The organism is Roseburia sp. AM16-25, assembly GCF_003473825.1.
GTDB classification, from domain to species: domain Bacteria; phylum Bacillota; class Clostridia; order Lachnospirales; family Lachnospiraceae; genus Pararoseburia; species Pararoseburia lenta.
Window position 1 is genome coordinate 291,459 of sequence record NZ_QUCW01000001.1, and the last position, 24,306, is coordinate 315,764.

The 24,306-nt window shown below is 47.1% G+C and carries 21 protein-coding genes and 1 pseudogene; 1 reads left to right on the forward strand and 21 read right to left on the reverse strand.

The window, feature by feature from the left end:
* Window positions 1–62 precede the first annotated feature (62 nt).
* From DW183_RS01475 to DW183_RS01520, 10 genes are all read right to left on the reverse strand, one after another.
* Window positions 63–2,123: a PTS fructose transporter subunit IIABC gene (locus DW183_RS01475; protein WP_118280307.1), complete on the reverse strand. Its 2,061-nt coding sequence runs from the start codon at window positions 2,121–2,123 to the stop codon at window positions 63–65.
* A 46-nt stretch (window positions 2,124–2,169) separates the two neighbouring features.
* The gene (gene pfkB / locus DW183_RS01480) at window positions 2,170–3,078 is read right to left on the reverse strand and encodes a 1-phosphofructokinase (protein WP_118280308.1); all 909 of its coding nucleotides are present in this window, start codon (window positions 3,076–3,078) and stop codon (window positions 2,170–2,172) included.
* Window positions 3,075–3,824 carry a DeoR/GlpR family DNA-binding transcription regulator gene (locus tag DW183_RS01485; RefSeq protein ID WP_118280309.1) on the reverse strand — a complete coding sequence of 250 codons (750 nt, stop codon included), beginning with the start codon at window positions 3,822–3,824 and terminating at the stop codon, window positions 3,075–3,077. The genes pfkB and DW183_RS01485 overlap by 4 nt, the downstream gene beginning before the upstream one ends.
* Window positions 3,825–4,044: 220 nt before the next feature.
* Window positions 4,045–4,785 (reverse strand): tRNA pseudouridine(38-40) synthase TruA, encoded by a 741-nt coding sequence (gene truA, locus DW183_RS01490; protein WP_118280310.1) that lies wholly within the window; start codon window positions 4,783–4,785, stop codon window positions 4,045–4,047.
* Window positions 4,785–6,623 carry a methyl-accepting chemotaxis protein gene (locus tag DW183_RS01495; protein ID WP_118280311.1) on the reverse strand — a complete coding sequence of 613 codons (1,839 nt, stop codon included), beginning with the start codon at window positions 6,621–6,623 and terminating at the stop codon, window positions 4,785–4,787. Before DW183_RS01495 ends, truA begins: the two co-directional genes overlap by 1 nt.
* 116 nt (window positions 6,624–6,739) lie before the next feature.
* Window positions 6,740–9,781, reverse strand: coding sequence for a glycoside hydrolase family 3 N-terminal domain-containing protein (locus DW183_RS01500; protein ID WP_118280312.1), 3,042 nt, complete (start codon window positions 9,779–9,781; stop codon window positions 6,740–6,742).
* Between the two features lie 135 nt (window positions 9,782–9,916).
* Window positions 9,917–11,227, reverse strand: coding sequence for an ATP-binding protein (locus DW183_RS01505; RefSeq protein WP_118280313.1), 1,311 nt, complete (start codon window positions 11,225–11,227; stop codon window positions 9,917–9,919).
* Window positions 11,228–11,236: 9 nt separating this feature from the next.
* The gene (locus tag DW183_RS01510; protein WP_118280314.1) at window positions 11,237–11,953 is read right to left on the reverse strand and encodes a LytR/AlgR family response regulator transcription factor; all 717 of its coding nucleotides are present in this window, start codon (window positions 11,951–11,953) and stop codon (window positions 11,237–11,239) included.
* 20 nt (window positions 11,954–11,973) lie between these two features.
* A complete protein-coding gene (locus DW183_RS01515; RefSeq protein WP_118280315.1) occupies window positions 11,974–13,347 on the reverse strand; it encodes an MATE family efflux transporter in 1,374 nt (457 codons plus the stop codon).
* Between the two features lie 116 nt (window positions 13,348–13,463).
* Window positions 13,464–14,021, reverse strand: a complete 558-nt coding sequence (locus DW183_RS01520) for a biotin transporter BioY (RefSeq protein WP_118280316.1) — start codon at window positions 14,019–14,021, stop codon at window positions 13,464–13,466.
* A gap of 177 nt (window positions 14,022–14,198) precedes the next feature.
* Here DW183_RS01520 and DW183_RS01525 point away from each other — a divergent pair, with 177 nt between their 5' ends.
* The gene (locus DW183_RS01525) at window positions 14,199–15,065 is read left to right on the forward strand and encodes a putative ABC transporter permease (RefSeq protein WP_118280317.1); all 867 of its coding nucleotides are present in this window, start codon (window positions 14,199–14,201) and stop codon (window positions 15,063–15,065) included.
* 2 nt (window positions 15,066–15,067) lie between these two features.
* Here the strand turns inward: DW183_RS01525 and DW183_RS01530 are convergent, their stop codons facing one another.
* The 11 genes and pseudogenes from DW183_RS01530 to DW183_RS01575 all read right to left on the reverse strand — a co-directional run bounded on the left by DW183_RS01530 (window position 15,068) and on the right by DW183_RS01575 (window position 24,252).
* Window positions 15,068–16,729 (reverse strand): sensor histidine kinase, encoded by a 1,662-nt coding sequence (locus DW183_RS01530; RefSeq protein ID WP_118280318.1) that lies wholly within the window; start codon window positions 16,727–16,729, stop codon window positions 15,068–15,070.
* Between the two features lies 1 nt (window position 16,730).
* Entirely contained in the window at window positions 16,731–17,402 is a 672-nt protein-coding gene (locus DW183_RS01535) for a winged helix-turn-helix domain-containing protein (RefSeq protein ID WP_118280319.1), read from the reverse strand.
* Between the two features lie 89 nt (window positions 17,403–17,491).
* Window positions 17,492–18,142, reverse strand: coding sequence for a phosphate signaling complex protein PhoU (gene phoU / locus DW183_RS01540; protein ID WP_118280320.1), 651 nt, complete (start codon window positions 18,140–18,142; stop codon window positions 17,492–17,494).
* 9 nt (window positions 18,143–18,151) lie between these two features.
* Window positions 18,152–18,910, reverse strand: a complete 759-nt coding sequence (pstB, locus tag DW183_RS01545) for a phosphate ABC transporter ATP-binding protein PstB (protein ID WP_243069486.1) — start codon at window positions 18,908–18,910, stop codon at window positions 18,152–18,154.
* A gap of 28 nt (window positions 18,911–18,938) precedes the next feature.
* Entirely contained in the window at window positions 18,939–19,781 is an 843-nt protein-coding gene (gene pstA, locus DW183_RS01550) for a phosphate ABC transporter permease PstA (protein ID WP_118280321.1), read from the reverse strand.
* A 12-nt stretch (window positions 19,782–19,793) separates the two neighbouring features.
* On the reverse strand, window positions 19,794–20,645 hold the full coding sequence (gene pstC / locus DW183_RS01555) for a phosphate ABC transporter permease subunit PstC (RefSeq protein ID WP_118280322.1): 852 nt from the start codon (window positions 20,643–20,645) through the stop codon (window positions 19,794–19,796).
* 38 nt (window positions 20,646–20,683) lie between these two features.
* Complete coding sequence (locus tag DW183_RS01560; RefSeq protein ID WP_118280323.1) at window positions 20,684–21,586, reverse strand: substrate-binding domain-containing protein; 903 nt, start codon at window positions 21,584–21,586, stop codon at window positions 20,684–20,686.
* Window positions 21,587–21,896: 310 nt separating this feature from the next.
* Window positions 21,897–22,007: pseudogene (locus DW183_RS12910) on the reverse strand (SulP family inorganic anion transporter); the annotation flags it as partial.
* Window positions 22,008–22,550, reverse strand: a complete 543-nt coding sequence (locus DW183_RS12595; protein WP_243069488.1) for a hypothetical protein — start codon at window positions 22,548–22,550, stop codon at window positions 22,008–22,010.
* A gap of 14 nt (window positions 22,551–22,564) precedes the next feature.
* Window positions 22,565–23,413: a hypothetical protein gene (locus DW183_RS01570; RefSeq protein ID WP_118280324.1), complete on the reverse strand. Its 849-nt coding sequence runs from the start codon at window positions 23,411–23,413 to the stop codon at window positions 22,565–22,567.
* 77 nt (window positions 23,414–23,490) lie between these two features.
* Window positions 23,491–24,252: a response regulator gene (locus DW183_RS01575; RefSeq protein ID WP_118280325.1), complete on the reverse strand. Its 762-nt coding sequence runs from the start codon at window positions 24,250–24,252 to the stop codon at window positions 23,491–23,493.
* Window positions 24,253–24,306: the final 54 nt, after the last annotated feature.

Consider the following 24,306-nt stretch of genomic DNA (forward strand, 5'->3'; position numbering starts at 1 on the left):
TTTATATTTTAGATGCAGCGGAAGCATACTGCTTTTCTGCTTCCGCCCATCTATATTCCTTTTTAAACTTCCTGTGCGTCCTTCTTGATAAAACCAAGCATGACGGTCGTAACAATGGAACCGATGATCCATGAAAGGATGTAAAGCAAAGGCTTGCCAACGGTTGCAAATACGAAGATACCACCGTGAGGAGCCATCAGGGTACATCCAAAGAATGCACTGAGTCCGCCTGCGACACCTGCACCAACCAGAGTACATGGGATCACATGTGCCGGGTCACTTGCTGCAAATGGAATGGCACCTTCTGTGATGAAAGAACATCCCATAACAAGGTTGGAAACCTTAGACGCACGCTCTGCCTCGGTAAACTTCTTCGGGAAGAAATGACAGGCAAGGGCAATACCGATTGGTGGCACCATACCACCGACCATGATGGATGCCATTGCAATGTAGCATGCCTGGACTGCCGGGTCTGTTGACTGTGCGCCGCTTGCCATCAGATCAGATGCCGTTGCAAGCATTCCTGTGCCAAAGACATAGGCTGCCTTGTTGATCGGGCCTCCCATATCGATCGCCATCATGGCTCCCAAGAGACATCCCAGTAAGGTGATCAGTCCTGCCTTTGCCAGGGCTGTCAGCATGGTAGAGAGTCCGGTGTTGATCAATCCGATGATCGGGTTAAAGATAAAGCACATGAGGACACTCACGATAAACATACCTACGACCGGATAGATCAGGGTCGGCTTGATGCCTTCCAAAGAATCCGGCAGTTTCTCGCACAGTTTCTTGAGTCCCAAGATAATGTATCCTGCAAGGAAACCTACCAGAATACCGCCTAAGAAACCGGAAACGGTCGTACCGCCATGCTCTCCCTGGAAAGCAAAACGTCCAACAAAATCGCTAAAGCCGGACAGATTGCCCCAATCATAATCGGTAAAGAGAGCATTACCATTGGATGCCAGAAGGCCTCCGGTAAAACCAACCGCAAGACCCGGACGGTCTGCGATGGAATAAGCAATGTAGCCCGCAAGTACCGGAACCATCAGTCCCATAGCAAGACCACCTACATATTTAAAGAATGCGGATACCGGTGTGCAGGAACCGAAACTTCCGCCACCGATCGCACCATAGCCCATCAAAGTATCGATCAAAAAGGCGATCGCTGTTAAGATACCGCCACCGATAACGAACGGAAGCATGTGCGATACCCCATTCATCAGATGTGTATAGATCTGATGTCCTACGCTGTCTGTCTTTCCTGTCTCGACCTTGCTCTCTTTCTTAGCGGCCCTTGCATGGTATGCCTTAGCATCCCCTCTCATAGCACGGTCAACCAGTTCTGCTGCCTTGCTGATGCCATCTGCCACCTTACACTCGATCAATGCTTTGCCATCAAAACGATCCATTGGCACCTTGGTATCTGCGGCAACGATAACTGCCTTTGCAGAGGCGATCTCTGCATCCGTAATTACATTCTTGGCTCCTCCGGATCCTCTGGTCTCTACCTTGATCCGGCATCCTGCTGCGGCTGCTGCCTTTTCTAAGGCTTCTGCTGCCATATAAGTATGTGCGATTCCGGTAGGACATCCGGTAACCGCAACCACAAAAGTCTCCTCTCCGACCTCTGCTTTTTCTGCCTCTGCCTTGGCTTCCTCTTTTTCTTCCTTGTCCGCCTCAGCCAGATCGATCACATGCAAAAAGTCCTCCGGGCTCTTTGCCTGCATCAGATCCTTTGTAAACTGCTCATCCATCAAAAGGACGGACAAGCGACTAAGTACCTCCAAATGCACATTGTCTTCTGTATTTGGTGCTGCGATCAAAAAGATGATATGCACCGGTTCTCCGTCAAGTGCATCGTATTCTACGCCCTGTGGCACGACCATGGCTGCCAGCCCCGGTGCCGATACTGCATCCGACTTACAATGTGGGATTGCAATCCCCTCTCCGATACCTGTCGTTCCTTCTTCTTCTCTTGCAAAAACCCCCTGCAGATAAGCGTCCGGATCCGCGATGTTGCCGCGTTTGCACATCAAGTCTACCATCTGTCTGATGGCATCTTCCTTGCCTGTTGGTGTCCCCTGCAACTGAATGCTTTCTACACCAAGCAAATCTCTCACTTTCATGTGTGATTCCTCCTTTTACCTTTCCTATAAAATAATGTTTGACACATTACCTCCCGATACTATGCATCAAAGCGAGGACTTCGTCCCTGGTTGCCAGTTCCTCTGAGAATGCGGATGCGCTTCCCGCACACAGTCCCATATAAAATGCTTTGGCATAATCATGTTCTTCCATATATCCTGCGAGGAATCCTGCTACCATGGAATCCCCGGCACCGACCGAATTGACGACCTTGCCCTTCGGCGGCATACTTTCAAATCTCTGTCCATCCTCTGTCAAAAGGACTGCTCCGTCCCCTGCCATAGAAACCAGGACATTGCGTGCCCCACGCTCCTGTAACTTTGCGGCATAGGTAAAGACTTCTTCCTTATCCTCCAATTCCACGCCAAAGACCTCACCAAGTTCGTGGTTATTTGGCTTGATCAAAAATGGGTGATAAGGCAATACATTTACCAGCAGATCTCTGGTCGCATCCACAATGATATGCAACTTCTTGGAAGATAAGTGCTTCATGATATCCATATAGATGTCATCCGGCATGACATCCGGTATGCTTCCGGCGAGCACTAAGACATCGCCGTCCTCCAAACGATCCAACTGTTGATACAACTGTCTGATATGTTCCTCGGCGATCGCAGGTCCCTGTCCGTTGATCTCGGATTCCTCATTGGAACGGAGTTTGACGTTGATACGGGAAATCCCTTGCTCTACCCGGATGAAATCTGACTGTACGCCCCATTCATCCAAGAGTCTTACGATCTCCTGTCCGGTAAATCCTGCCATGAAGCCAAGTGCGTGACTATCATGCCCCAGATTTTTCAGCACCATGGAAACATTGATCCCCTTGCCTCCCGGATAAATGATCTCCGTCCTGGTACGATTGACACGCCCCAGCATAAAATCATCCACTGACACGATATAATCCAAAGAAGGATTAAAGGTCACTGTATAGATCATTCTCCCACCTCCTTAATATTTGAAAAATCTCTATACTTTTTGTTTATCTGATCCGTTAAAACGGTTGCATCCGCAAAGTCCCCAAAAGTCACGGTGGATATCTCTCCGAACTTGCTGGCATCTGCTAAGATGTAGGCATCCTTGGTCTGTGCCAGTGCTCTGCGCTTGATCAAAGCCTCTTTGACCTCCGGTGTGGTAAATCCCTGTTCTACCGTCACGCCATTGGTTCCGAAAAAGCCCTTGGTAAAATTGTATTTAGCGATGGAAAGCACTGCCTCCTCACCGACGATGGCATCCGTCGTTCCCTTGAACTCACCGCCCAGAAGATAGACGGTACAGCCTAAGGCTGCCAGTTTTCTCGCATGACCGATGGCATTGGTCACATACATGGCATTGCGGTTGAGCATGGGATCGATCATCAACTCTGTCGTCGTGCCTGCATCCAGATAGACCACATCATAATCAGAGATCAAATGCGCCGCATAGCGGGCGATCACTACTTTCTGCTCTACGTTGCGCTCCTTGCGTAACTGGACGTCATCATCCTGCGTCCGGTAAGAAGCAGCGTCCTTCATCATGGCACCGCCATGCACCTTGATGAGTTGTCCTCTGGCATCCAGATTGTTGAGGTCACGGCGGATGGTCGACTCTGACGCATCCAGACGTTCCATCAATTCTGCGACCGTCACAGAACCGCTTTCTTCTAGTATGGACAATATTCTTGCAAATCTTTCTTCTGCTAACATAAATTCACTTCCGTTCAACTTCATTCAAAATCATTCATTTGATGTTCGTATTATACAATCACATTCCGTCATTTTCAATCATTTTCAGTCATAAACTTCAACAAATTTTCCATATCGTTTTTGTATATTATCCATAATTTCCGACATTCTATACAAAAAACGGGGCAAAAAAAGAGCGAAGGTCTGAAAAACCTTCACTCATCCTTCATTCTGCTCTCCTTTAATAGTCCACCTTCAAGAGGCAAAGCCCCTTTGCCGGTGCTGTCGGACCTGCCACCTTACGGTCGCATGCCTCCAAAATCTCCCCGACCTCTTCCGGTCTCTTTCGCCCCAGACCGACTTCGATCAACGTTCCTGACATGATACGCACCATATTCTGTAAAAAGCCGGTGCCATGGAAGGTCAGATAAACATATCCCTTACGCCGGCGCACGGTGATCGTGTCTACGATACGGACGGTCGACTTTTTCATACGGCTGTTGCCGCAAAAACTCTTGTAATCGTGTTTGCCTTCCAGAAAATGCGCCGCTTCCTGCATGGCTTCCACGTCCAGTTCCTGATCCAGGGGCGTATAATACTTGCGGTCAAAGACTGGTTTGACCGGACCGTCAAAACAGGTGTACTGGTAAGTCTTTCCCACTGCCTTATACCTGGCATGGAAGCGGTCAGCCGCCTCCCGCACTTCCAACATGGCAATATCGTCCGGCAGATAACGGTTGGCATAATCACGGATCTCTTCCGGTGACATCTGCGTATCCAGATGCACATTAGCAATCATGGCGCGGGCATGTACACCTGCATCTGTACGCCCCGCGCCAATCACGTCTACCATGTCCTTATCCACCATACGGGCAAGGACTGTCTCTATTTTTCCTTGGATGGTTTCGCGATCCGGCTGGTGTTCCCAGCCGAAATAACGCGAACCGTCATAACTGATCTTTAATTTGTAATTCTTTTCCATTATACTCTCTTGAAGCGGTTTACCTGCTCATTCAACTGCTGGGAAATCGCCTGATTGTTTTCTGTTTCTGCCTGGATCTTGTTCATAGCCTCTACCAAAGATACGGCATTCTGTGCAACACCTGTCACATCCTGTGCGTTCTCATCAATGGCAGTAGAGATATCGTTGATACCATTGTTCATATCCTCAACGGTATTGCGGATCTCGTCTGTCTTGGCTGCGAACTGTCCCAATACTTCATTGATGCTGTCTGCATCTGCCTCGTACTGCTCCACAACCTTAACAAATCCATCGTAGTCCTGCATAACTTTTTCGTCGATAAAGGCAAGCATATTCTGTGAATTGGATGCCAGTTTCTCAACGGAACCGATAACCAGTTTGGAAATCTCCTGAATGTTGTTGGCAGTCTCACGGCTGCTGTCTGCAAGTTGACGGATCTCATCCGCAACAACGGCAAATCCCTTGCCTGCCTCGCCTGCTCTTGCAGCCTCAATGGATGCATTCAAAGCGAGTAAGTTGGTCTGGCTGGCAATATCTAAGATCTCGCCGGTCAATTCTGTGATCTTTTCTGCACTGCGGCTCTCCTCCACGGCATCTTCTACCATGCCACGGATCTCTACGATACGTCCGCTGGTCTCGTTCTTGCCTGAGATTGTCTCTGCATGCAGATTCTGTGCTCTGTCTTTGATCTCATGTACCAGATCGACACCGCCGCTGGCACTGTCTACCATGTTCTGTACTTCTGCAAGGATAGCATCACTACCGGAAGTGATGGTACTAAGTGTTGCAGCGATCTCCTCCATGCTGGCTGCCATCTGCTGCATAGCGGCAGATACATTGTCTGCATTGGCTGTGGAAGAATCTACAGAATCCAGAACAGCCTGTGCAGAAGATGTCATATTGTCTGCCTCAGACTTGAGGTTTTGCATAACATTCTGCAACTGATCCAAAAATCCGTTCATGCCCATTGCCATCTGACCGACTTCATCACCGTAACGCACCATGATACGCTCGGTCAGATCACCCTCGTTCTTGGAGATCTTATCAGAGATCTGACGGATCTGCTCACCGGACTTCTTGGTCGGACGAACGATGGTCTTATAAACGATCAGAACCATAACGAGGATGATAAATACAACCACACCGGAGCAGATATAGTTGATCTGACGGATACGGCTGATCGCCTGTGTATTAGTCCTTTCGATATTGGCTAATTCACTGTTAAATAATTCCTCGAAGTCACCCTGTGCGATCTGCACATAAGTATATGGTCCACCCAGGGCAGACAAAGTATTGGAAGCCGCCTCGATATCCCCCTGCTGACACTTGGTCAGGATCAACTCTGCGGAATCCAGGAAATCTTCCATCTTGACTTCCCATGCATCCACGCGGGAGATCAAGTTCTTGTCTCCTGTCTTCTTGACACATTTCTTGGTCGTATCCATATTGTCACGCACGGTCTGGATCGCTGATTCCAGTCCGGAGAAGTTGACATCCTTTGGACGGTTGACACAGGACTCTGCGTACTTTGCCGTCTGCTGATATGACTCTGCAGTCACGCTCTTTGCCTGCTCCAACTCCATATAGACGTTGACCAGTTTGTCGTTATTCTTCTCAACTGTGCCAAGGATGGAGATATTAGCAAAAACAACGATCAAAAAGGAGATCCCCATGACCGCCATACAAGAATAGATCTTCATACCGATACTGGTCTTGTGTAACTTGCCCGGCTTTTTCTTTGCTTTCTCAGCCTTCTTGCCGCGAACCTTGGCAGTCTTCTCCTCTGTTAGTTTCTTTTCCTCTTTCGTTTTTGTCTTTTCTACACGTTCTTTTTCCATAATACAGCCCCTTCTCACTATGTATTATCTATGATGTTTTATTATATAGTTTCCGACAAAAAAAGACAAGGGCGATCCACAGATCGTCCCTGCCTTCTCTATTCTTTCATATGCTGTTACTTTTGCTTTTTCTTTCTCGGTACAAAGCGAAGCACGGTCGTCACTGCCAGGAGTGCGATCAGAATACCGCATACGATATCCACTGCCATTGTGATCTTCTCTGTATCAGAAGGTCCATCCACGAAATCGGTTCCCGGCATTGCACCAAGCATTGCCTTGGAATTTGCAACCGTATAAAGGACACGGTGCATAGCCTCTCTCGCGTAGTGATAGGTTGCTGTATCATTTTTATCAAAATCAAATCGTGCAGAATCTGCTAAGTAGGTCAACTTGATGTCTCCGCCTGCCTCGATCATCTGGTAGCCATCCATGAATACACCAGTATTGGCATTATCTGTGATCATCATGCCGTTGAATGCCCATTCATTTCTGGCAATGCCGGTCAAAAGATTGTAACTTCCGCCGGTCCAGGTATAACCGATACGGTTAAATGCGGTCATGACTGCCTGACATGCACGGATCTGTCTGGTCTCGTTCTCATAAGTGCCATCGCTCTTTTGCTCCAGATAGTTGAGTTCCACATCGCCCAGTTTCATGCACATTTCAAATGGCTTTAAGTAGATCTCTCTTGCAGACTGCTCATTGAGCCATGTTGCAAGTCCGTACTGTCCGTCACGGTCGCCTCGGTGATCTTCCTGATCGTTAAAGGCAAAGTGCTTGATGTAAGCATATACACCCTTGGTTGCTGCACCGTAAACCTGGTTGGATGCAACAGCACCGGAGAGGTAAGGATCCTCGGAATAATACTCACCGTTACGTCCTGAGAACGGTGTACGATGGATATTCATAGATGGTGCATACCAGCCGTCCATGCCACCGATGATCGCCTCATTACCGATCATGGTTCCCATTTCTCTTGCCAGTTCCTGATTCCAGGTCTGTGCCAGTGTCATAGAGTTCGGATAATATTTCCCGGTTCCGCCATAGATCAGTCCGTTTGCAGAATCCGCATCGGTACAGAATGGCATATCAATGGAATCAATATACTCAATACCATAACCGGAAAGTCCGATCGTGTTGTAGTAATCTTCATAAGTCAATTCGTCCAGAAGGTCATCCCACTGTGGATCATCAAAATCAAGTCCACGCATCTGGATCAGGGTCAAACCGTTTTTCTTTCCGTAAACGATCTTGTCTTCAAACTCGGATGCATCGACCGGTGATCCGGATTCAAAGGAATCTAATGCCTTTAAGCCACCTGCATCAATGGTCTTGCTGTAAACATAAGATGCAGGATTGCCATCCTTGTCACTACCGTTGATCTCATTGCCCCAGGTACTGATCTCATCTGTCGGCTCCCCATCATGTGTCGGGAAAGTTCCGGTCCAGTCATTTCTGGTCAGATAGTTCACATCACCCTTGGCATCATCAAACTGGTTGGTGATCTCTGCACCACTATAGGTATCCTTGGCATAAGTTGTCAGATCAGTGTCTGCATTCTCCGGCTCGTACGTGGTTACCATGGATGCATCCCCTTCCTCTGTCATGCCATCTGCGGTCGTCTTGCCCTTTGCGGTCAAAATATTGTTGATGGCTTCATGTGCATCCTTTGCTGCTGTGATGTAATATGTGCCGGCATCCAGGATATAGGTCTTTGCGCCATTGGCATCATATGCCTTAAACTGTTCTTCATCAAAGGTCATGGTGACAGTCTCAGATGCGCCCGGCTCCAAGACAGATGTCTTTCCATATGCCAACAGTTCTACGGACGGCTTCTCTACTCCGTTTTCCTTGTCATAATCGGTATATGGACTTTGTGCGTAAAGTTCTACGACATCTTTTCCTGCGACAGATCCTGTATTGGTCACTTCAACCGTAGCGGTTGCGCTTCCATCTTTCCAGGTGATCTGTGGTGCGTTCCAAGAGAAAGTCGTGTAGGAAAGTCCATAACCAAACGGATAGCATACCTCAGAAGCATAGTCATAATCTCCTGCATTGCCCTGTCCTAATACAACATCCTCATAGCGTGTCTCATAGTAGCGGTAACCGACATAGACACCTTCTTCATAACTAACATAGTTATATTTGGTTGCATCGCCATTTTCATCATAATACTGGTAATCACCAAAGTTCTGTGCAGCCGGTGAGGCAAGGGCATCTGCTGCAAAGGTATCTACGGTTCTGCCGGATGGATTGACCTCTCCGCTCAAAATCTCTGGCAAAGAAGAAAGACCACTCGGTGCTAAAACGATCGACTTGATATTAGCATAGTCATTAACCCAGTCCAGTTCTAAGGCTGCATTGGAATTGACCACCAGTACCACATTGTCAAAGTTATCATTTAAATAAGATAAGATTTCCAACTCTACGGAATCCGGCTCCAGATAAGACTTGGTCTGGTCTTCTGCCTTGTCTGTGTGATTATACATAGAACGCGGCATATCACGACCTTCGCCAGCCACTCTCTTTAAGACATAGACTGCGGTCGTACCGGAAAGACTGTCTACCACCTTGTTGTCTGCCGTGATCTTTTCCAACGGGCACTCATTGATGGCAAAGTCTTCTTCATCACCAAAACTGATAGAGCCTGTGCCAAGTCCATAAGATGATCCGTCGCCCTTGTCATAGAACTTCCAAAGAGTCTTATTGACGGTATAGCCGTCTGCTTCAAAATCCTCTTTCAGACTGCCGCTGCCATGTCCCATGATACCGGCATGTGTTGTGACGGTAACGGAGTTTCTGCTAAAGAAACTGATCGGCGTATCCTTGGAAAGTGGAAGTGCATTGTCCTCATTTTTCAAAAGCACAATACCCTCATCCGCGATCTGGTCTGCCAGAGCATCTTCTGCCGCTCCGATCTCATCCTCCGAATAATCACTCTTGTTATAATCCAGATCCAATCCCTTAGTATCCACGCCGGAGTTGTCGATCACAGAGTCATTGGCTCCCATCATGGCATTTACCATACGATTGTTATCCGTCAAAAGTGTGTTAGCAGCCACGATCGCTGCGACCATGACCGCAATCAGGATCAATGATATGACGGTCTTGATGATCTTGCTTCGTCTGGTCGGCTGCTTTTTTTCCTTTTTCCTCATAACGAAAAACCTCCTTCTTACATTTTGCGGTAACGCACAAAGCGCTACCCCATCTTTGTAAAAAAGAGGTTAGCATACTTTTTCTTTTTGTGAACAATGTGTGTCCTGTTCTGTCATTTTTGTGTCGTAATCGGTCTATCGGCTCCGTGGAATGGTAATACGCAGGACAAAGATATCCTGCCCGGTCTCTAAGGTTAGAAAGCCTCCATACTTTTCCGCCATGGTGCGGATACTCTCCATGCCAAAGCCGTGATAATCCTTATCTTCCTTGCAGGTCTGGGGCAGACCATGCTTAAAGTGCAGTGCCTCGCTGTATGGGTTTTCGATCTGGATAAAGATCAGATTGACCTTTTCATGGATCAGAATACTGATACAGCGCTTTTCTTCCTCCACCTTGCGGTTCGCCTCAATAGCATTGTCCAGAGCATTGCCAAAGAGGGTGTATATGTCTATGGCATCCATAAAAAAGAGGAGTTTGCCATCGATGATCCCATGCATGCGGATGCCGTTTTCCTGACAGACCAGACTCTTTTCCGTCAGGACGGTATCGAGGATAGGATTGCCGGTATGTAGGATGGAGTCATAGATCATGACAGATTTCTCGATGGAGTCTACGACCTGCCTACGCTCCTCGGAATCCGTGATGTTGCGAAGTCCTGCGATCTGGTGTTTCAGGTCATGGCACTTACGGTTGATCAGTTCGATGTTCTCCTTGGAGAGTTCATACTGCGCCTTATTCATCATAAAGAGTTGTTCCTGCGCCGACATCTCTTTTTGCAGATGCCACTGTCCCATATAGTTTCGCTGGTTGATCATGACAAAGAGACAGCAGACCAATCCATAGATCCCGTGCAACGTCCGAAATCCCCAGAAAGAGGAGGCCAGACTCATCACAAGCACGATAAAGAGCGTGACCAGCGTCATCCAAAGCGAAGTGATGGCATCTGTCTCATAGTGATGATTTTGCACCATCTTCTTGGCGAAGAAGAAGTAAAAAAAGACATAAACTCCCAGATGAATAAGCAGATAACAAAGGTGGGGGCTTTCCGCGATCTGGCTATGGGTCGCACTGTTGACCAGAAGACGGATGCAATATGCCACATGCTCGGTCGCATAGCCCATCATGATACACAAGACCGCTTCCTTGAGCGTCACTTCATAGCAAAAGAGGATTGCCAGCAACATTGCCACGAGCAGGACAGCGTAGAGCAGGGCATAGACAAGCAAAGAGGTCAATGCCGCCAGATCTCCGTGTCCCGGGATCGGAATAAGGCCAGCCAGTTGTGGGAAAAACTGCATCCAGACCGCCTCAACGATCAAAAGTACGAGACCGGTCAAAAGACAGCGCCAGCCTCCACCCTTTCTGATTCGCAGCGGCAGTACATAGATCAGGATTGCCAGAAACAATTCCATTGGAAAAATAAATTGATGTAGAAATGCTAACATGAATCCTCCTTACCTATCGTAACCGGCTTCCAAAAACTGACTGAGTTCCTGTAAGAAAGGCTTTTTTCTGGATCTGGAAAAAGGCAGATGATAGGTGCCGACCTGCACATCATCCTTATCTACACTGATCACATTTTTTAGGTTGACCAGATACGCCTGGTTGCAACGGCTGAAATGATAGTCTGCGAACTCCTTTTCCGCTTCTGCCATGGAAGAACGCATGGTATAGGTCTCGTGGGCGGTCACATAATAGACATTGTGATTGCGGACTTCGATATACAAAATATCATCCGAGGACACCTTTTCCCTGCGTCCGTCCTTTTGTAGCATGACATATTTCTTTTTGCCCTGCTTTTCCACCACGCCGATCGCCTTGGTAAGTTTTGGCTCAAATCTGCCGTAATCGATCGGCTTTAAGATAAAATCCAGAGCATCCACTTCATAGCCCGCTACCGCGTACTGCGCCATAGTCGTGATAAAGATGATGACGACTGCCTGATCCATACTGCGGATCTTTCTTGCCGCTTTCATCCCATCTAAATGCTTCATCTTGATATCCATAAGCAGGATGTCAAAGCCACCGTGATAATCATCAACCAGATCCATCCCATCCGAAAAGACGCTTGTGGCAATGTCAGCAAAATGCTCCTCGCGATACCGCTTGATATAGGAAAGCATGGTATCCTGATATTCTTTTTCATCCTCTACGATTGCGATTCGTATCATGTAAAATCCCCCAAAATCATTTAATTCTTTGCAAACTCCGGTCTGCGCATCTCAAGAACAACCAGTATTGTGCAGACGATCGTCGCTACCAGATCCGCGATCGGTCCCGCATACATGACTCCGTCGATCCCCATAAAACGCGGCAGAATCAGAAGCAGTGGCAGAAGAAAGATGATCTGTCTTGTCAACGACATAAAAATACCCTTTTTCGGTTTACCAATCGCCGTGAAAAAGTTGGCTGAAATCGGCTGCATAAAGCACAGGCAGATAAAAAACAGGTACTTGCGGAAGAAATTCACGCCAAAATCAAAGTAAAGTTCCGATCCGTTACCAAAGATGGAAATGATCTGTCTCGGAAATGCCTGAAAAAGGACAAAGGAGATCACGCAGATGACAGCAGAAATGCGAATCGCCATAAAGTAGGATTTCTTCACGCGGCCATACTTTTTTGCCCCATAGTTGAAACTGACGATCGGCTGCAAGCCCTGGGAAATACCGATGACAAATGCCATGACGATCATGGATACCTTGGCGATGATACCGGAGCAGGCGATCGGGATAGACTCGCCGTAGATGGACAGACCGCCGTAGTATTTAAGGGTACGGTTGAGCACGATCTGTACCAGCATCATTGCCAACTGGTTAAAGCAAGGTGCCGCGCCAAGCGATACAACCGAAAGGACGACCTCTGCCTTTGGCAAAAAAGCGTCCCTATGCAATGGCAAAGTCTTATAATGTGACAGATAGACAATAACCATGATACTGGCAATGACCTGTCCGATCACGGTTGCAGCCGCGGCTCCTGTCATACCCCAGCCAAAACCAAAGACAAAGATGGCATCCAGAACTGTATTTACCACAGCACCGACAATGTTGATCGCCATGGTCATCTTAGGACTGCCGTCTGCACGCACCAGATGTCCGCCTCCGGTAGACAGGATCAAAAACGGAAAGCCCAATGCCGTGATCCTCGTATATTCCATAGCATAAGGCAGGACTTCTTCCGGCGAACCGAAAAAGCGCAAAAGCGGCGCTAAGAATAAAAGTGTGACCGCGGATAAGACAACGCCTAATACCAGCATGACCGTAGCCGAATTGCCAATGTATTTTCCGGCGCCCTTAGAGTCTCCCCGCCCCATAGAAAGATTAAAGGTAGACGCACCGCCGATACCCATCAAAAGCGCGATCGCCACGCAGGACGTGTTGAGGGGGAAGGCGATATTGGTCGCCGCATTTCCCAACTCCCCTACCGCATTACCGATAAAGAACTGGTCTACGATATTATAAAGGGACGATACCAGCATGGCGATGATGCTTGGTATGGCAAACTGGCGCAGCAGTTTATTTTCCGGGACATATCCCAAAGGATTGTCCGATCTGATTTCCTTTTCCATAAATATAACCTCTTTTCCATTTTATTTTACACAAATTCCTCTGATTTACCAGTAAGAATACACAAATAAAAAAGCACACCCCAAAGGATGTGCTTCCTGACAGCGAACCGTTTCTCTTATAATTTTACATGTCTTTTCAGACGCTTGGTAAGGATCAAAGCAATACCGATCTTGCAGAGATCCGGAATGATAAACGGGATAACACACCAGCCAAGTACGGCTACGATGCCGACAGCACCTGTATTTGCAGTGTAAGCGATCATGAACCACATGGTTCCAAAAGCATAGCATACAATCAGACCTAATACCATAGAAAGACCTAATACCCATGTCTTTTCGCCAAATTTTGCTGTGATAGCCCACATAACGAGGGCAGAGAAAACAAAGCCAACGATATAACCGCCGCTATTGCCGAGCAGGGCGCCAATACCACCGGAAAATCCGGCAAAGACCGGAACGCCAATGGCTCCCAATAATACATATGTTAAAACTGCGATCGTGCCTCTTTTTCCTCCTAAAAGACCTACTGCCATAAAGACTGCAAATGTCTGTAAGGTAAATGGAACCGTTGCCGGAATGGAAATCCAAGAACAGATTGCCATAACTGCAACAAAGAGTCCGATATACGCAATGTCTACGGTACGAAGTGCTGTTGTTTTTGCCTGTGCATTCATGATAACTTCTCCTTTAACTTGTCTTATTTATAACTTTTCCTTACTCAGAATAAAAGATTGTTTAATCTTTGTCAAATTAAAATTACATATTTCTATTTTGACTATTAGTATTTCTTATAGTATCTTATTTTTGTATAATCTTTAGCACCGGTAGCAGCTCAAAGAAAGGATAATTCTATGTTAGTAAGCAAATATTTTGTCTGGTTCATCATATACAGTTTCATGGGTTGGATCTATGAATCCACCTACTGTACCATCCGCAAGCATCACTGGGAAAACCGCGGATTTTTGCACGGTCCCATCGTTCCCATCTACGGAGTCGGTGCCCTGCTTGCCTCCATCCTTTTTTCGGAGTTTCCCATCTCCGGTATGCAGGAAGCCAGCAACTTAAAGATCTTTTTGATCTGCTTCTTTGGCAGTATCGTTTTGGAATATACGACTTCCTGGGCGCTGGAAAAACTTTTTCACGCTTACTGGTGGGACTACAGCAATGTTATCTGCAATATCAATGGTCGTGTCTGCCTGCCGGCATCCATCGGCTTTGGGCTGGCAGGCATTCTGGTCGTCCGCGTCATTTATCCTTTTGTCAGCGGCATGACACACGATACCAATGTCTATCTGATGGAAGCCCTGTCGCTGGTCTTTATGTTTTTATTTGGCATGGATATGGCTCTGACGGTTTCCGCCCTGACCAATTTTGCCAAGAACTTCAACCGGATCGAAAGCGAGATCAACGAGCAGATCGCAAGTGCCTACGAAAAACTGGATACCAAGGCAGCCGATGCCATCGGCAACATGATCGAGAAGTCCGAACAGATCCAGGAGAGCGCTTTTGTCCGCAAGGAACTGGCAGAAGAAAAGGCTGCCGCCCTGCGCGAACGTCTGACCAAAGAGCGTCTGGAAAGTCTTTTCCTATCCTCATCTGCTGCACAGAAAAGTACCCTGCTCAGTATCCAAGGCTTCAAGCGCAGTAAAGATGGCAATGAATTGCGCCAGCGTATGCGCACCATGATCGACGAGAAACGCCACAACAGACAAAAATAAATTTAGGCAGGGAATACGATGGTGATCGTGGTTCCCTGATCCGGGGCGGAGTCCACACGGACACTCGCTCCATGTAATTCTGCGCCGTGCTTTACAATGGAAAGTCCAAGACCCGTGCCGCCGGTCGCACGCGAATGGCTCTTATCCACGCGGTAAAATCTTTCAAAAATACGTTCCTGCTCTGCCAGTGGAATACCGATTCCCGTATCTGCCACGCTCCAGCAGATGCCTTCTTCTGTCTTTTCGGTCGTGATAACCACCGTTCCCTCATCTTTATTGTAATGAATGGCATTGTCACATACATTGTAAAGCATTTCATAAATGATCTGCGGCATGCCACTGATAGACAAACGCTTGCCCTGATAAGAAATGGAGATATGCCGTTTCTTTGCCGCAGGCTGTAAAGTCTCAATGATCTCCTTGCTCATCTCAAACAGATCAATCGTCTCTTTTTCCAGTTCCAGATTTTCATCATCCAGTTTTGACAGGCGTATGATGTCCTGTACCAGTGTTGTCAGGCGGGCTGCCTCCTGATAGATCCTACCGGCAAATTTCTTCTGATCTTCCGGCCGCACGATCCCATCCTTTAAAAGTTCCGCATAGCCGGAGATCGACATAAGGGGTGTCTTTAATTCGTGAGATACATTTGCCGAAAACTCCTGCCGCATATTCTCCAACTGCTTTTTCTGGGTCACATCCATAATGAAGATGACAACACCGGTATTTGTGCCGTCCTGAATGACCGGATTTCCATGCAGTTCATAGATCACATCATCAATGGTCATATGTTTGACCATGTCTTTTCCGGCAAGCGCGCCGTCCACCACTTCCTTCAACTTCTGGTTGCGGTTTACGACAATGATATTCTGTCCCATACACTCTTCCGGTTTGATCTCAAAAATACGCTGGGCTGCCCGGTTGATGGAAAGCACATGGTGACGGTTGGTCACGATCAGACCATCCTTCATATTTTCCGTAATGGCTACGTATTCCTGCTGCTGCTTGTTGCGCTCCTGCACCTGTTCTTTCAAGGCTTCGTTCTGGTCTGCGATACGACGCAGAAAAGGCACCAGTTCATCATAGGCGACATTTTCCAGCGGATGATCCAGGTCGATTGCCTCCAAAGGCTCCATCATGCGCTTTGTTGTCCGGTCGATCAGATAAAAACTCAGGATCAGCAGTAAGACCAATGGCAGCAGCAACATGAAAACGCCCGGAAAAAGGGTCCCATAGACGCTGTCGATCGTATCCCCCACGCGCAGGATCTGTCCATTATCCAGACGAACGGCTGCATAGTAACTGCGCTTGGCATAAGTCGTCGAGTAGCGGCTGGCACTCCCCCTGCCCTCTTTCATCGCCTGGGCTATCTCCGGTCGGGATGCGTGATTTTCCATCTCTGCTGCATCCTCATAAGAGTCATACAAGACATTGCCGACGGCATCGACTAAGGTAATGCGCCCGGTCACACCATCTGCCAGACCTGTTTCAAGGGAAGTTCCTCCCAGTTCATCCACAGCCTTTGCCAGATAATCCACCTCGTTATCCACGCGCTCCGTCATATTTTCTTCTAATTTGTTATACATAAAGAAAAAAGCAGTGACAAAGGTAACAAGGATCGCCAATGTCACCAGAATTGCCGTGCTTCTAAAAATGCGTTTTCTCATATCATTCCCCTATTAGATAGCCAATCCCGCGGACGGTTGTCACATAGTCTCCTGCCGATCCTAACTTTTGCCGCAGGGATCTGACATGGACATCCACAGTACGCGTTTCGCCGTCAAAATCATAACCCCAGATGCTGTTTAATAACTGATCTCTGGTCAGTACCACGCCCTGATTGCGGATCAGATGGGACAAAAGATCATATTCTTTCTTGGTCAGTTCCACTTCCCGATCTTTCACAAAGACCTTGTGGGACGCATTGCAGACCCGGATATCCTCATAGACCAGATCATCCCCTGCATCTTCCTTTTTGGTGCGGCGCAAGACCGCCTTGATGCGCGATACCATTTCCATCATGCCAAAAGGCTTTGCTATGTAATCATCTGCCCCGCTGTCAAGCCCCAGGACCTTATCGTATTCGCTTCCCTTTGCGGTCACCATGATAACCGGGATATCCTTGGTCTTGCCATCACCTTTTAAGCGATGTAAGATTTCCAGACCATTCTCTCCCGGCAGCATGATATCCAAAAGGATCAACTCCGGTCTGACATCTTTTCGCAGTTCCTGCCAAAGAGCCGCCCCCTCCGAAAAACATTTGATCTCAAATCCATTTGCCAGAAGTGCATACTCAACCAGTTCCCGGATATTCTTTTCATCTTCTACATAATAAATCATATGATCTTCTCCATGATCTCCAACTCGCGTTTCCTGTGTCTTATATCACTATCATAGTATTGCACCGTGGGCGATCTTGCAAATAAAATTTATAAAATATCTGCATCCTTGTGGGTTCCTGTGATAGAAAATTCAACCCATTCTGCAATGTTGGTCGCATGGTCACCAATACGCTCAAAGTATTTTGCGATCATAAGAAGATCCAGACTGCTCATCGGATCCCCGGCTTCTACCATATCGTCTGCGATCTCCTGACGGACTTCCAGGAAAAGATCGTCGACTTCATCATCTCGGGCAATGACCTCACGCACCAGTTCCAAGTCTTGCTTAACATAGGCGTCAATGCTCTCCGTCACCATGGCTATGGTCGTTTCTGCCATTTTTGCCAGTTTTACATCATTTGTCGGTACACTAAAGTCTGTCGTTTCAATGATCTCCGCAATATCGGATGCCTGGTCGCCGATACGCTCCATGTCCGTGATCATCTTTAAGGCTGCGGAAACCTTGCGCAGGTCTTTCGCTACCGGCTGCTGCTGCAAGAGAAGTTTTAAACAAAGGCTCTCCACCAGACGCTCCTGTTCGTCAATATTGCTGTCCTCCTTGCGGATCTCCTTTGCCACTTTTGCATCCCCGGACTGCAAGAGTTTTGAGGTCTTGCGGATCACATCCTCACACATACTTCCCATTTCGATCAGTTCTACGTGCAGTTCTTCCAACTGTCTGTCAAATCGATTTCTCATACTTCCTCCTTAACCAAATCTACCTGTAATATAGTCCTCTGTCTTTTTCTCCTTCGGCATAGAGAAGATCTGCTCCGTCTCTCCGTATTCAATGACTTCTCCAAGTAAGAAAAAGGCTGTTTTATCCGATACGCGCACTGCCTGCTGCATGTTGTGCGTTACCATGATGATGGTAAAATCTTTTTTCAGTTCGATCACCAGATCTTCAATCTTTGACGTAGAAATAGGATCCAGTGCAGAAGTCGGCTCATCCATAAGCAGAACTTCCGGCTTGACGGCAAGTGCTCTTGCGATGCAGAGTCTTTGCTGCTGCCCGCCGGACAAGCCCAGTGCGCTCTTTTTCAGCCGGTCCTTGACCTCATCCCAGATCGCCGCCTGGCGCAGAGAGGTCTCCACGATCTCATCCAACTGCGCCTTGCTGTGCACTCCATGGGTACGCGGTCCGTAGGCAATGTTGTCATAGACGCTCATCGGGAAAGGATTCGGCTTCTGGAACACCATGCCGACACGCTTGCGCAGAAGGTTGACGTCCATATCACCATAAATTTTTTCTTCATCTAATCTCAACTGCCCGGTGATCTTGCAACCCTCTACCAGATCGTTCATACGGTTGATAGATTTTAACAAAGTAGACTTACCACAGCCACTTGGTCCGATAAAGGCAGAGATTTCTTTTTCCGGCAATTCCATGTTAATGCCTTTTAGGGCATGGAAATCGCCATAATATAAATTCAGATCCTGAATGGAAATTTTTGCTTTGTTCTCCATATGTTTTATTGACTCCTTTTTATCTTTCTCACACTTTTGAAACTTTTTTTGCAATGCCATCGGATATGGCATTGATCAATACAACAAGAATCAGTAGGACAAGCGCTGTCGCATATGCCTCATCCATGTGCAGCCCTTCACGCGAAAGGCTATACATATGCACAGCAAGGGTTCGCCCGGACTTTGTCAGATCGGTCGCCGTCTGTGCCACGGTTCCTGAAGTATAGATCAGGGCAGCTGTCTCTCCGACAATTCGCCCAATGGAAAGAATGACACCGGATAAAATGCCCGGTACGGCTGCCGGCAGGATGATCCGAAAGATGGTTCGCAGTTTTCCTGCGCCCAGTCCAAAACTGGCTTCCCGATACATATCCGGCACGGCAATAAGGGCTTCTTCAGTCGTACGAATAACAAGTGGCAAGATCATAATAACTAAGGTCAATGCCCCGGACCACATAGAGTATCCCCAATGCAAATAGGTTGCAAAGAAAAGAAGACCAAACAGACCATAAATAATGGATGGGATACCCGATAGGGTCTCCGCGGTCATGCGGATGACTTTTACCAATTTGCTGCCGCGCTTTGCATATTCCACCAGATAGATGGCTGCAAAAATACCAAGCGGCACGGCGATCACGAGGGATAATCCTGTCATAATGAGGGTATTGATGATTGCCGGCATCATGGAAACATTGTCCGAAGTATATTCCCATGCAAAAAGATCTAATGACAGATGGGGAGCCCCCTTTGCCACGATAAAAATAATGATATAGAGCAAGACGCCCATGGTAATTGCTGCGGATAATAAGATGAAGATCCGAAGCAAAAACGACAGGGGATGCTTTAATGCTGTTTTTAAATTTTGTTTCATTGCCTTGCCTCCTTACTTTGCGTCCTGACGTTTGAGTGCCGCCACGCATAAGTTGATCAAAAGAATAAATACAAATAAGACAACGCCGGTCGCGATCAGGGCTTCCCTATGCAGATCTGCTGCATAGCCCATTTCCAATACGATATTGGAGGTCAGGGTTCTCACACCTCGTGTGATGCCCTTTGGCATACGGGCCTGATTGCCCGCAACCATGACAACTGCCATCGTCTCTCCGATCGCCCTGCCGATGCCCAGCACGATACCTGCCACGATACCGGACTTTGCCGCCGGGATGACCGTAAGGAAAATGCTTCTCTCCTTGGTCGCACCCAGGGCAAGTGCTCCTTCATAATATGGTGTCGGAACACTGCGGATAGCGGCTTCACAGACGCTGACAATGGTCGGCAGGATCATGATGCCAAGTAAGATGGATGCTGTCAGCATGGTAGAGCCATCGTGTCCGGTCAAGTCCTGCATGAGCGGCACGATACATACCAGTCCGAAGAAGCCATAGACTACGGATGGCACGCCTGCCATCAGATTGACTGCCGCCTTACAGATACCGTAGATCTTTTTCGGACAATAATGCGCCATAAAAACAGCCGTACAGAGTCCGATCGGCACACCGATGATAATGGCTCCGGCTGTCACATAGATACTGCCCATGATCATAGGCAATATACCAAATATATTATTTGAAGGTTTCCATATCACGCCGGTTAAGAACTTGCCAAGTCCGATCTTTCCCATCGCCGGAAGTCCGTTAGCGAATAAAAAGATACAAATCAAGGCAACGGCTAACACCGAAGTGCAAGCCGCTATGAAAAAGATGACCTTCATTATCTGTTCTTTCAAATGTTTCATGTTCTGACCTTTCTCATTTCCTTGAATATCGGGATTTTCTATTTCACTTCATCCCATGTAAGAATCTCACCTGTGTAGATCTGCTTTACCTGATCAGATGTTAAATCTGTGATTCCACTTTCGTTGTTTACGATAACTGCGATTCCGTCTTTTGCGATCTCTGTTGCTACAAGTCCTGCCTCAGTTTCAGAATCTTTTAGTTCTCTGGATGCCATACCGATGTCACACAAGCCGTCGATCGTTGACTGCATACCGGTTGAAGAATCGCTTTCCTGTACCTCGATCTCAACGTTTGCATTGACCTTGCTATAAGCCTCTACTAATTTTTCCATAACCGGTGTTACAGAAGATGATCCAGCGATCACGAGTTTTCCGGATGCATTGTTGGATGTAAATTCCTTACCCTCGCCTACGCTGATGTAGCCATTGTCTGTGATGATCTGCTGTCCGTCTTTGCTCAAGATATAGTTTACGAAATCCTGTGCTGCATCACTTAAGTCCTCGCCCTTGGTTGCGATGTTGAATGGACGGGCAATCTTGTATGTACCGTTGGAAACGTTGTCTGCGGTCGCCTCAACGCCATCGATCTTTACAGCTGTTACCGTGTCATTTAAAGAACCCAGTGAAATATATCCAAGAGAATTTACATCTCCTGCAACAGTTGTCATCATAACAGAGGTAGAGTTTGTGATCTTTGCATCCTCGGTTGTCATGTCAACCTTGTTGCCGTCTGCATCCTTTTCCTCGATACCGAAGAGTTCTACGAATGCACCTCTTGTACCGGATCCATCTTCACGAGAAAGAATGGTGATATCCCCGGATGCTCCTGTCTGATCTGCGCTATCGGCTGTATTGTCATTTCCTTTACTTCCGCATCCTACCATGGTACCCAGTGCTAATGTTGCAACAAGAAGTGTTGCGGCGATTTCCTTCAATTTCATTTTTGATCTCCTTTTCGTCTGATAGACTTTTTTCTTTTCATTTTCTTTACAGGATCTATCATAAGGTGCTTTTGTAAAATGAAAGGTATGGTCTCTGTAAAAATTGTGTTAAAAAAAGACCCATGTCATCCGTTTTCCAACGACATAGGTCCTATGATATATCTCTATTCTATTTGGCTGCAATCCGCTCTGCCAGAGCCAGTGCATCATCAATATGCTTGCAGAAATATTCCTTGCCGATGCGCTTGTCAAATCCTGCCTTTTCCATCATATGCATAGGCTGTTCATTAGTGTGCGATAAAATCAGGCGAATTCCCTTTTCCGGTGTCACACCGGAAGCCAGTGCCAAGGTAATCGACAGGGGCAGAGCGATAATCGCCACAATAATACCCGAGATCACATCCTTGAAAAACTGTGGTCTTTATTCCTGTGTTTTCATCTCTTCTGTTGGTACTTTCAAATTAAATTCTACGCCATTCTTCTCATCATAGTAATCATCACTCGTCTCATAACAGATAACTTTTACCTGATCTACGCCATCCTTGATCAGATAAATCTTACGGGCAATGCCAGTCGTACCGGATGGGATCACGTCTTCATAGGAATAGGCGAAATCGCTGTCATCTGTTTCGTAAAAACTGTCCACATCCTCCCAGTCTTCCGCTACCAGTTGCATGGGCACCTCATAATCCGTTCCCATCTCATACCTGCCATTGTTATACACCGGCAGATCGATCGCATAATAAGAATATCCACTTGTCGCATTGTCCTTGTAGGTCTTGCCCAGATAGGCAATCGTCGGTTCCCCATCCAGAACTGCTCGGCTGCTGGTAGAGACTCCGCTCAGACTATATTGTACGGAATCAATAAAATCCATTAAAGTGCTGCCGAAAGTACTGATTGCAATGATAAGAATCACCACCAGAAGGACGATGATCTTTTTATTCTGCTTTCCTGTCTCCATGTCATCCCCTCCTCTTACTCTGTCACATCCAAATGCAACGGCACGCTCACATACTTTTGAATTTCTCCGCTGTCTGTATCTGCAATACTATAAAAAAATGCAATATTTTCTGCCTCCTTTGGTACAAAGAAAAAGACATATCCTGCATGCGCACCGGATCCCATGAAATCATACGGACTGATTGACTGACGATTGCCGATCAGATCATCATATCCACCCTTATCAAATTGGTATGTCCCCACTTCTGACCTAAAACTTCCATCATATGAAATATAAAAATCATCTACCGGAGCATTTTCATAACTGTCGTAGTCTATGCTATCCACTTGATTGGATTCCAGACGCACTGCGATCAGGCGCTGCCCCTTTGGAAGACCTTCAACTGTATCTGCCTCAGCCAAAACCTCGGCACTTGCAACGGTCAAGGTGCGGCCATAATCTTTTTCCACCGTGTATGCCTGCCCTACTTTGCCTTTTGAAACAGCCACCTCCGTTACATCCTCTCGATGAGACGCCTTGTAATTATCCGTTCCCAGATATCCCACAACAATGTTTTTTACTATGGTAAACAAAAAGGATAAGGCAAGGAAAATCACGATCAATATCAGAAGATTCCGCTTTGCCTTTTTTTCCCTTGTTTCTTGTGCGTCCGGCACAGAGGCAGCAGTCTTTGTGATATCAACATCAGGGCTTTTTACCGCATCCTCCCTATCAGCCTCTGCCTGTGGCTCCTCATATATAAAATCCGCTTCTGGCGAAGTTTGACTTGTCTTATCCTCCGGCTTGTTGTAAGTTCCACACTTAGGACATATGCAATAATATTTTTCGCCATCAAAATTCTTACCGCAACTCAAGCATTTCATACTGATTTCCTTTCTCTCCTCTTTTTACAACGCAGAAAAAGGCTGTACTTCCTCTCGGGGAATACAGCCTGTCATATTTATAATAATTGTCCTAAGACCTCCAGGATCTTGTCTGCCTTTGGCGGTTTCAGGAAATATGCACTTGGGTTGAGATCCAAGACAGAACGGATATGCTCCGCATCTCCATGTCCGGTCAGAAAAACAACCGGTATATCCTTGGTCGCTTCCTTTGAGCGGATCAACTCCAAGGTCTCCTTACCGTCGCAATCCGGCATCTCATAATCCAAAACAACCAGATCCGGCTGGCGCTTATCAATCATGGTAAGTGCCTGCTGGCCGGAAGTGGCAAGTGTCACCTGATAACGTTCCTCTAACATCTGCTTCATGCTGCGAAGCATCATCGGACTGTCGTCCACCACCAAGACGATCTTTCGGTCATCCTTGGATACGATCGAGCCATCCGGCAAGACCTCCGCATCAATGTCCACGCGTGCCATCAGCGCCTCCAAGACACCATTTTCCGCCATATCCTGCGGATCCACGTAAGATACCTGCCCTGACATATCATAAAGAGCATAGCGGCGATATGCCGCCTCACTGCCAATGATAACAACAGGAGTCATCACATATTTTTCTGCTAAGATCTGGAAAAATTCCAGATGACTGTCCGTAAATCCCTCGACATTTACCAACACCAGATCCGGCTCATAAATGCCCATCATGCTCTCAGCGATCGTCACATTGTCCGAGCATAACTGGATAGAGACAAACTTTGACAACTCCTTTTGTATCTGCTTTGTCTGGTCATTAAAATGTCCAACGAATAAAACCTTTTTCATATATCCCCTACCTCACGAACTCATATAGATTTATTTTAACAACTTTTCGTGTGA

Excerpts from the sequence above, each read along its gene's own strand:
- DW183_RS12595 (WP_243069488.1), bottom strand. The coding sequence starts at position 22,550 with ATGGAGACAGGAAAGCAGAATAAAAAGATCATCGTCCTTCTGGTGGTG.
- DW183_RS01475 (WP_118280307.1), bottom strand. The coding sequence starts at position 2,123 with ATGAAAGTGAGAGATTTGCTTGGTGTAGAAAGCATTCAGTTGCAGGGG.
- phoU (WP_118280320.1), bottom strand. The coding sequence starts at position 18,142 with ATGAGAAATCGATTTGACAGACAGTTGGAAGAACTGCACGTAGAACTG.
- pstC (WP_118280322.1), bottom strand. The coding sequence starts at position 20,645 with ATGAAACATTTGAAAGAACAGATAATGAAGGTCATCTTTTTCATAGCG.
- pfkB (WP_118280308.1), bottom strand. The coding sequence starts at position 3,078 with ATGATCTATACAGTGACCTTTAATCCTTCTTTGGATTATATCGTGTCA.
- DW183_RS01500 (WP_118280312.1), bottom strand. The coding sequence starts at position 9,781 with ATGAGGAAAAAGGAAAAAAAGCAGCCGACCAGACGAAGCAAGATCATC.
- DW183_RS01495 (WP_118280311.1), bottom strand. The coding sequence starts at position 6,623 with ATGGAAAAAGAACGTGTAGAAAAGACAAAAACGAAAGAGGAAAAGAAA.
- DW183_RS01530 (WP_118280318.1), bottom strand. The coding sequence starts at position 16,729 with ATGAGAAAACGCATTTTTAGAAGCACGGCAATTCTGGTGACATTGGCG.
- DW183_RS01570 (WP_118280324.1), bottom strand. The coding sequence starts at position 23,413 with ATGAAATGCTTGAGTTGCGGTAAGAATTTTGATGGCGAAAAATATTAT.
- DW183_RS01525 (WP_118280317.1), top strand. The coding sequence starts at position 14,199 with ATGTTAGTAAGCAAATATTTTGTCTGGTTCATCATATACAGTTTCATG.
- DW183_RS01505 (WP_118280313.1), bottom strand. The coding sequence starts at position 11,227 with ATGTTAGCATTTCTACATCAATTTATTTTTCCAATGGAATTGTTTCTG.
- DW183_RS01520 (WP_118280316.1), bottom strand. The coding sequence starts at position 14,021 with ATGAATGCACAGGCAAAAACAACAGCACTTCGTACCGTAGACATTGCG.
- DW183_RS01485 (WP_118280309.1), bottom strand. The coding sequence starts at position 3,824 with ATGTTAGCAGAAGAAAGATTTGCAAGAATATTGTCCATACTAGAAGAA.
- DW183_RS01560 (WP_118280323.1), bottom strand. The coding sequence starts at position 21,586 with ATGAAATTGAAGGAAATCGCCGCAACACTTCTTGTTGCAACATTAGCA.
- DW183_RS01510 (WP_118280314.1), bottom strand. The coding sequence starts at position 11,953 with ATGATACGAATCGCAATCGTAGAGGATGAAAAAGAATATCAGGATACC.
- truA (WP_118280310.1), bottom strand. The coding sequence starts at position 4,785 with ATGGAAAAGAATTACAAATTAAAGATCAGTTATGACGGTTCGCGTTAT.
- pstA (WP_118280321.1), bottom strand. The coding sequence starts at position 19,781 with ATGAAACAAAATTTAAAAACAGCATTAAAGCATCCCCTGTCGTTTTTG.
- DW183_RS01535 (WP_118280319.1), bottom strand. The coding sequence starts at position 17,402 with ATGATTTATTATGTAGAAGATGAAAAGAATATCCGGGAACTGGTTGAG.
- pstB (WP_243069486.1), bottom strand. The coding sequence starts at position 18,910 with ATGGAGAACAAAGCAAAAATTTCCATTCAGGATCTGAATTTATATTAT.
- DW183_RS01515 (WP_118280315.1), bottom strand. The coding sequence starts at position 13,347 with ATGGAAAAGGAAATCAGATCGGACAATCCTTTGGGATATGTCCCGGAA.
- DW183_RS01575 (WP_118280325.1), bottom strand. The coding sequence starts at position 24,252 with ATGAAAAAGGTTTTATTCGTTGGACATTTTAATGACCAGACAAAGCAG.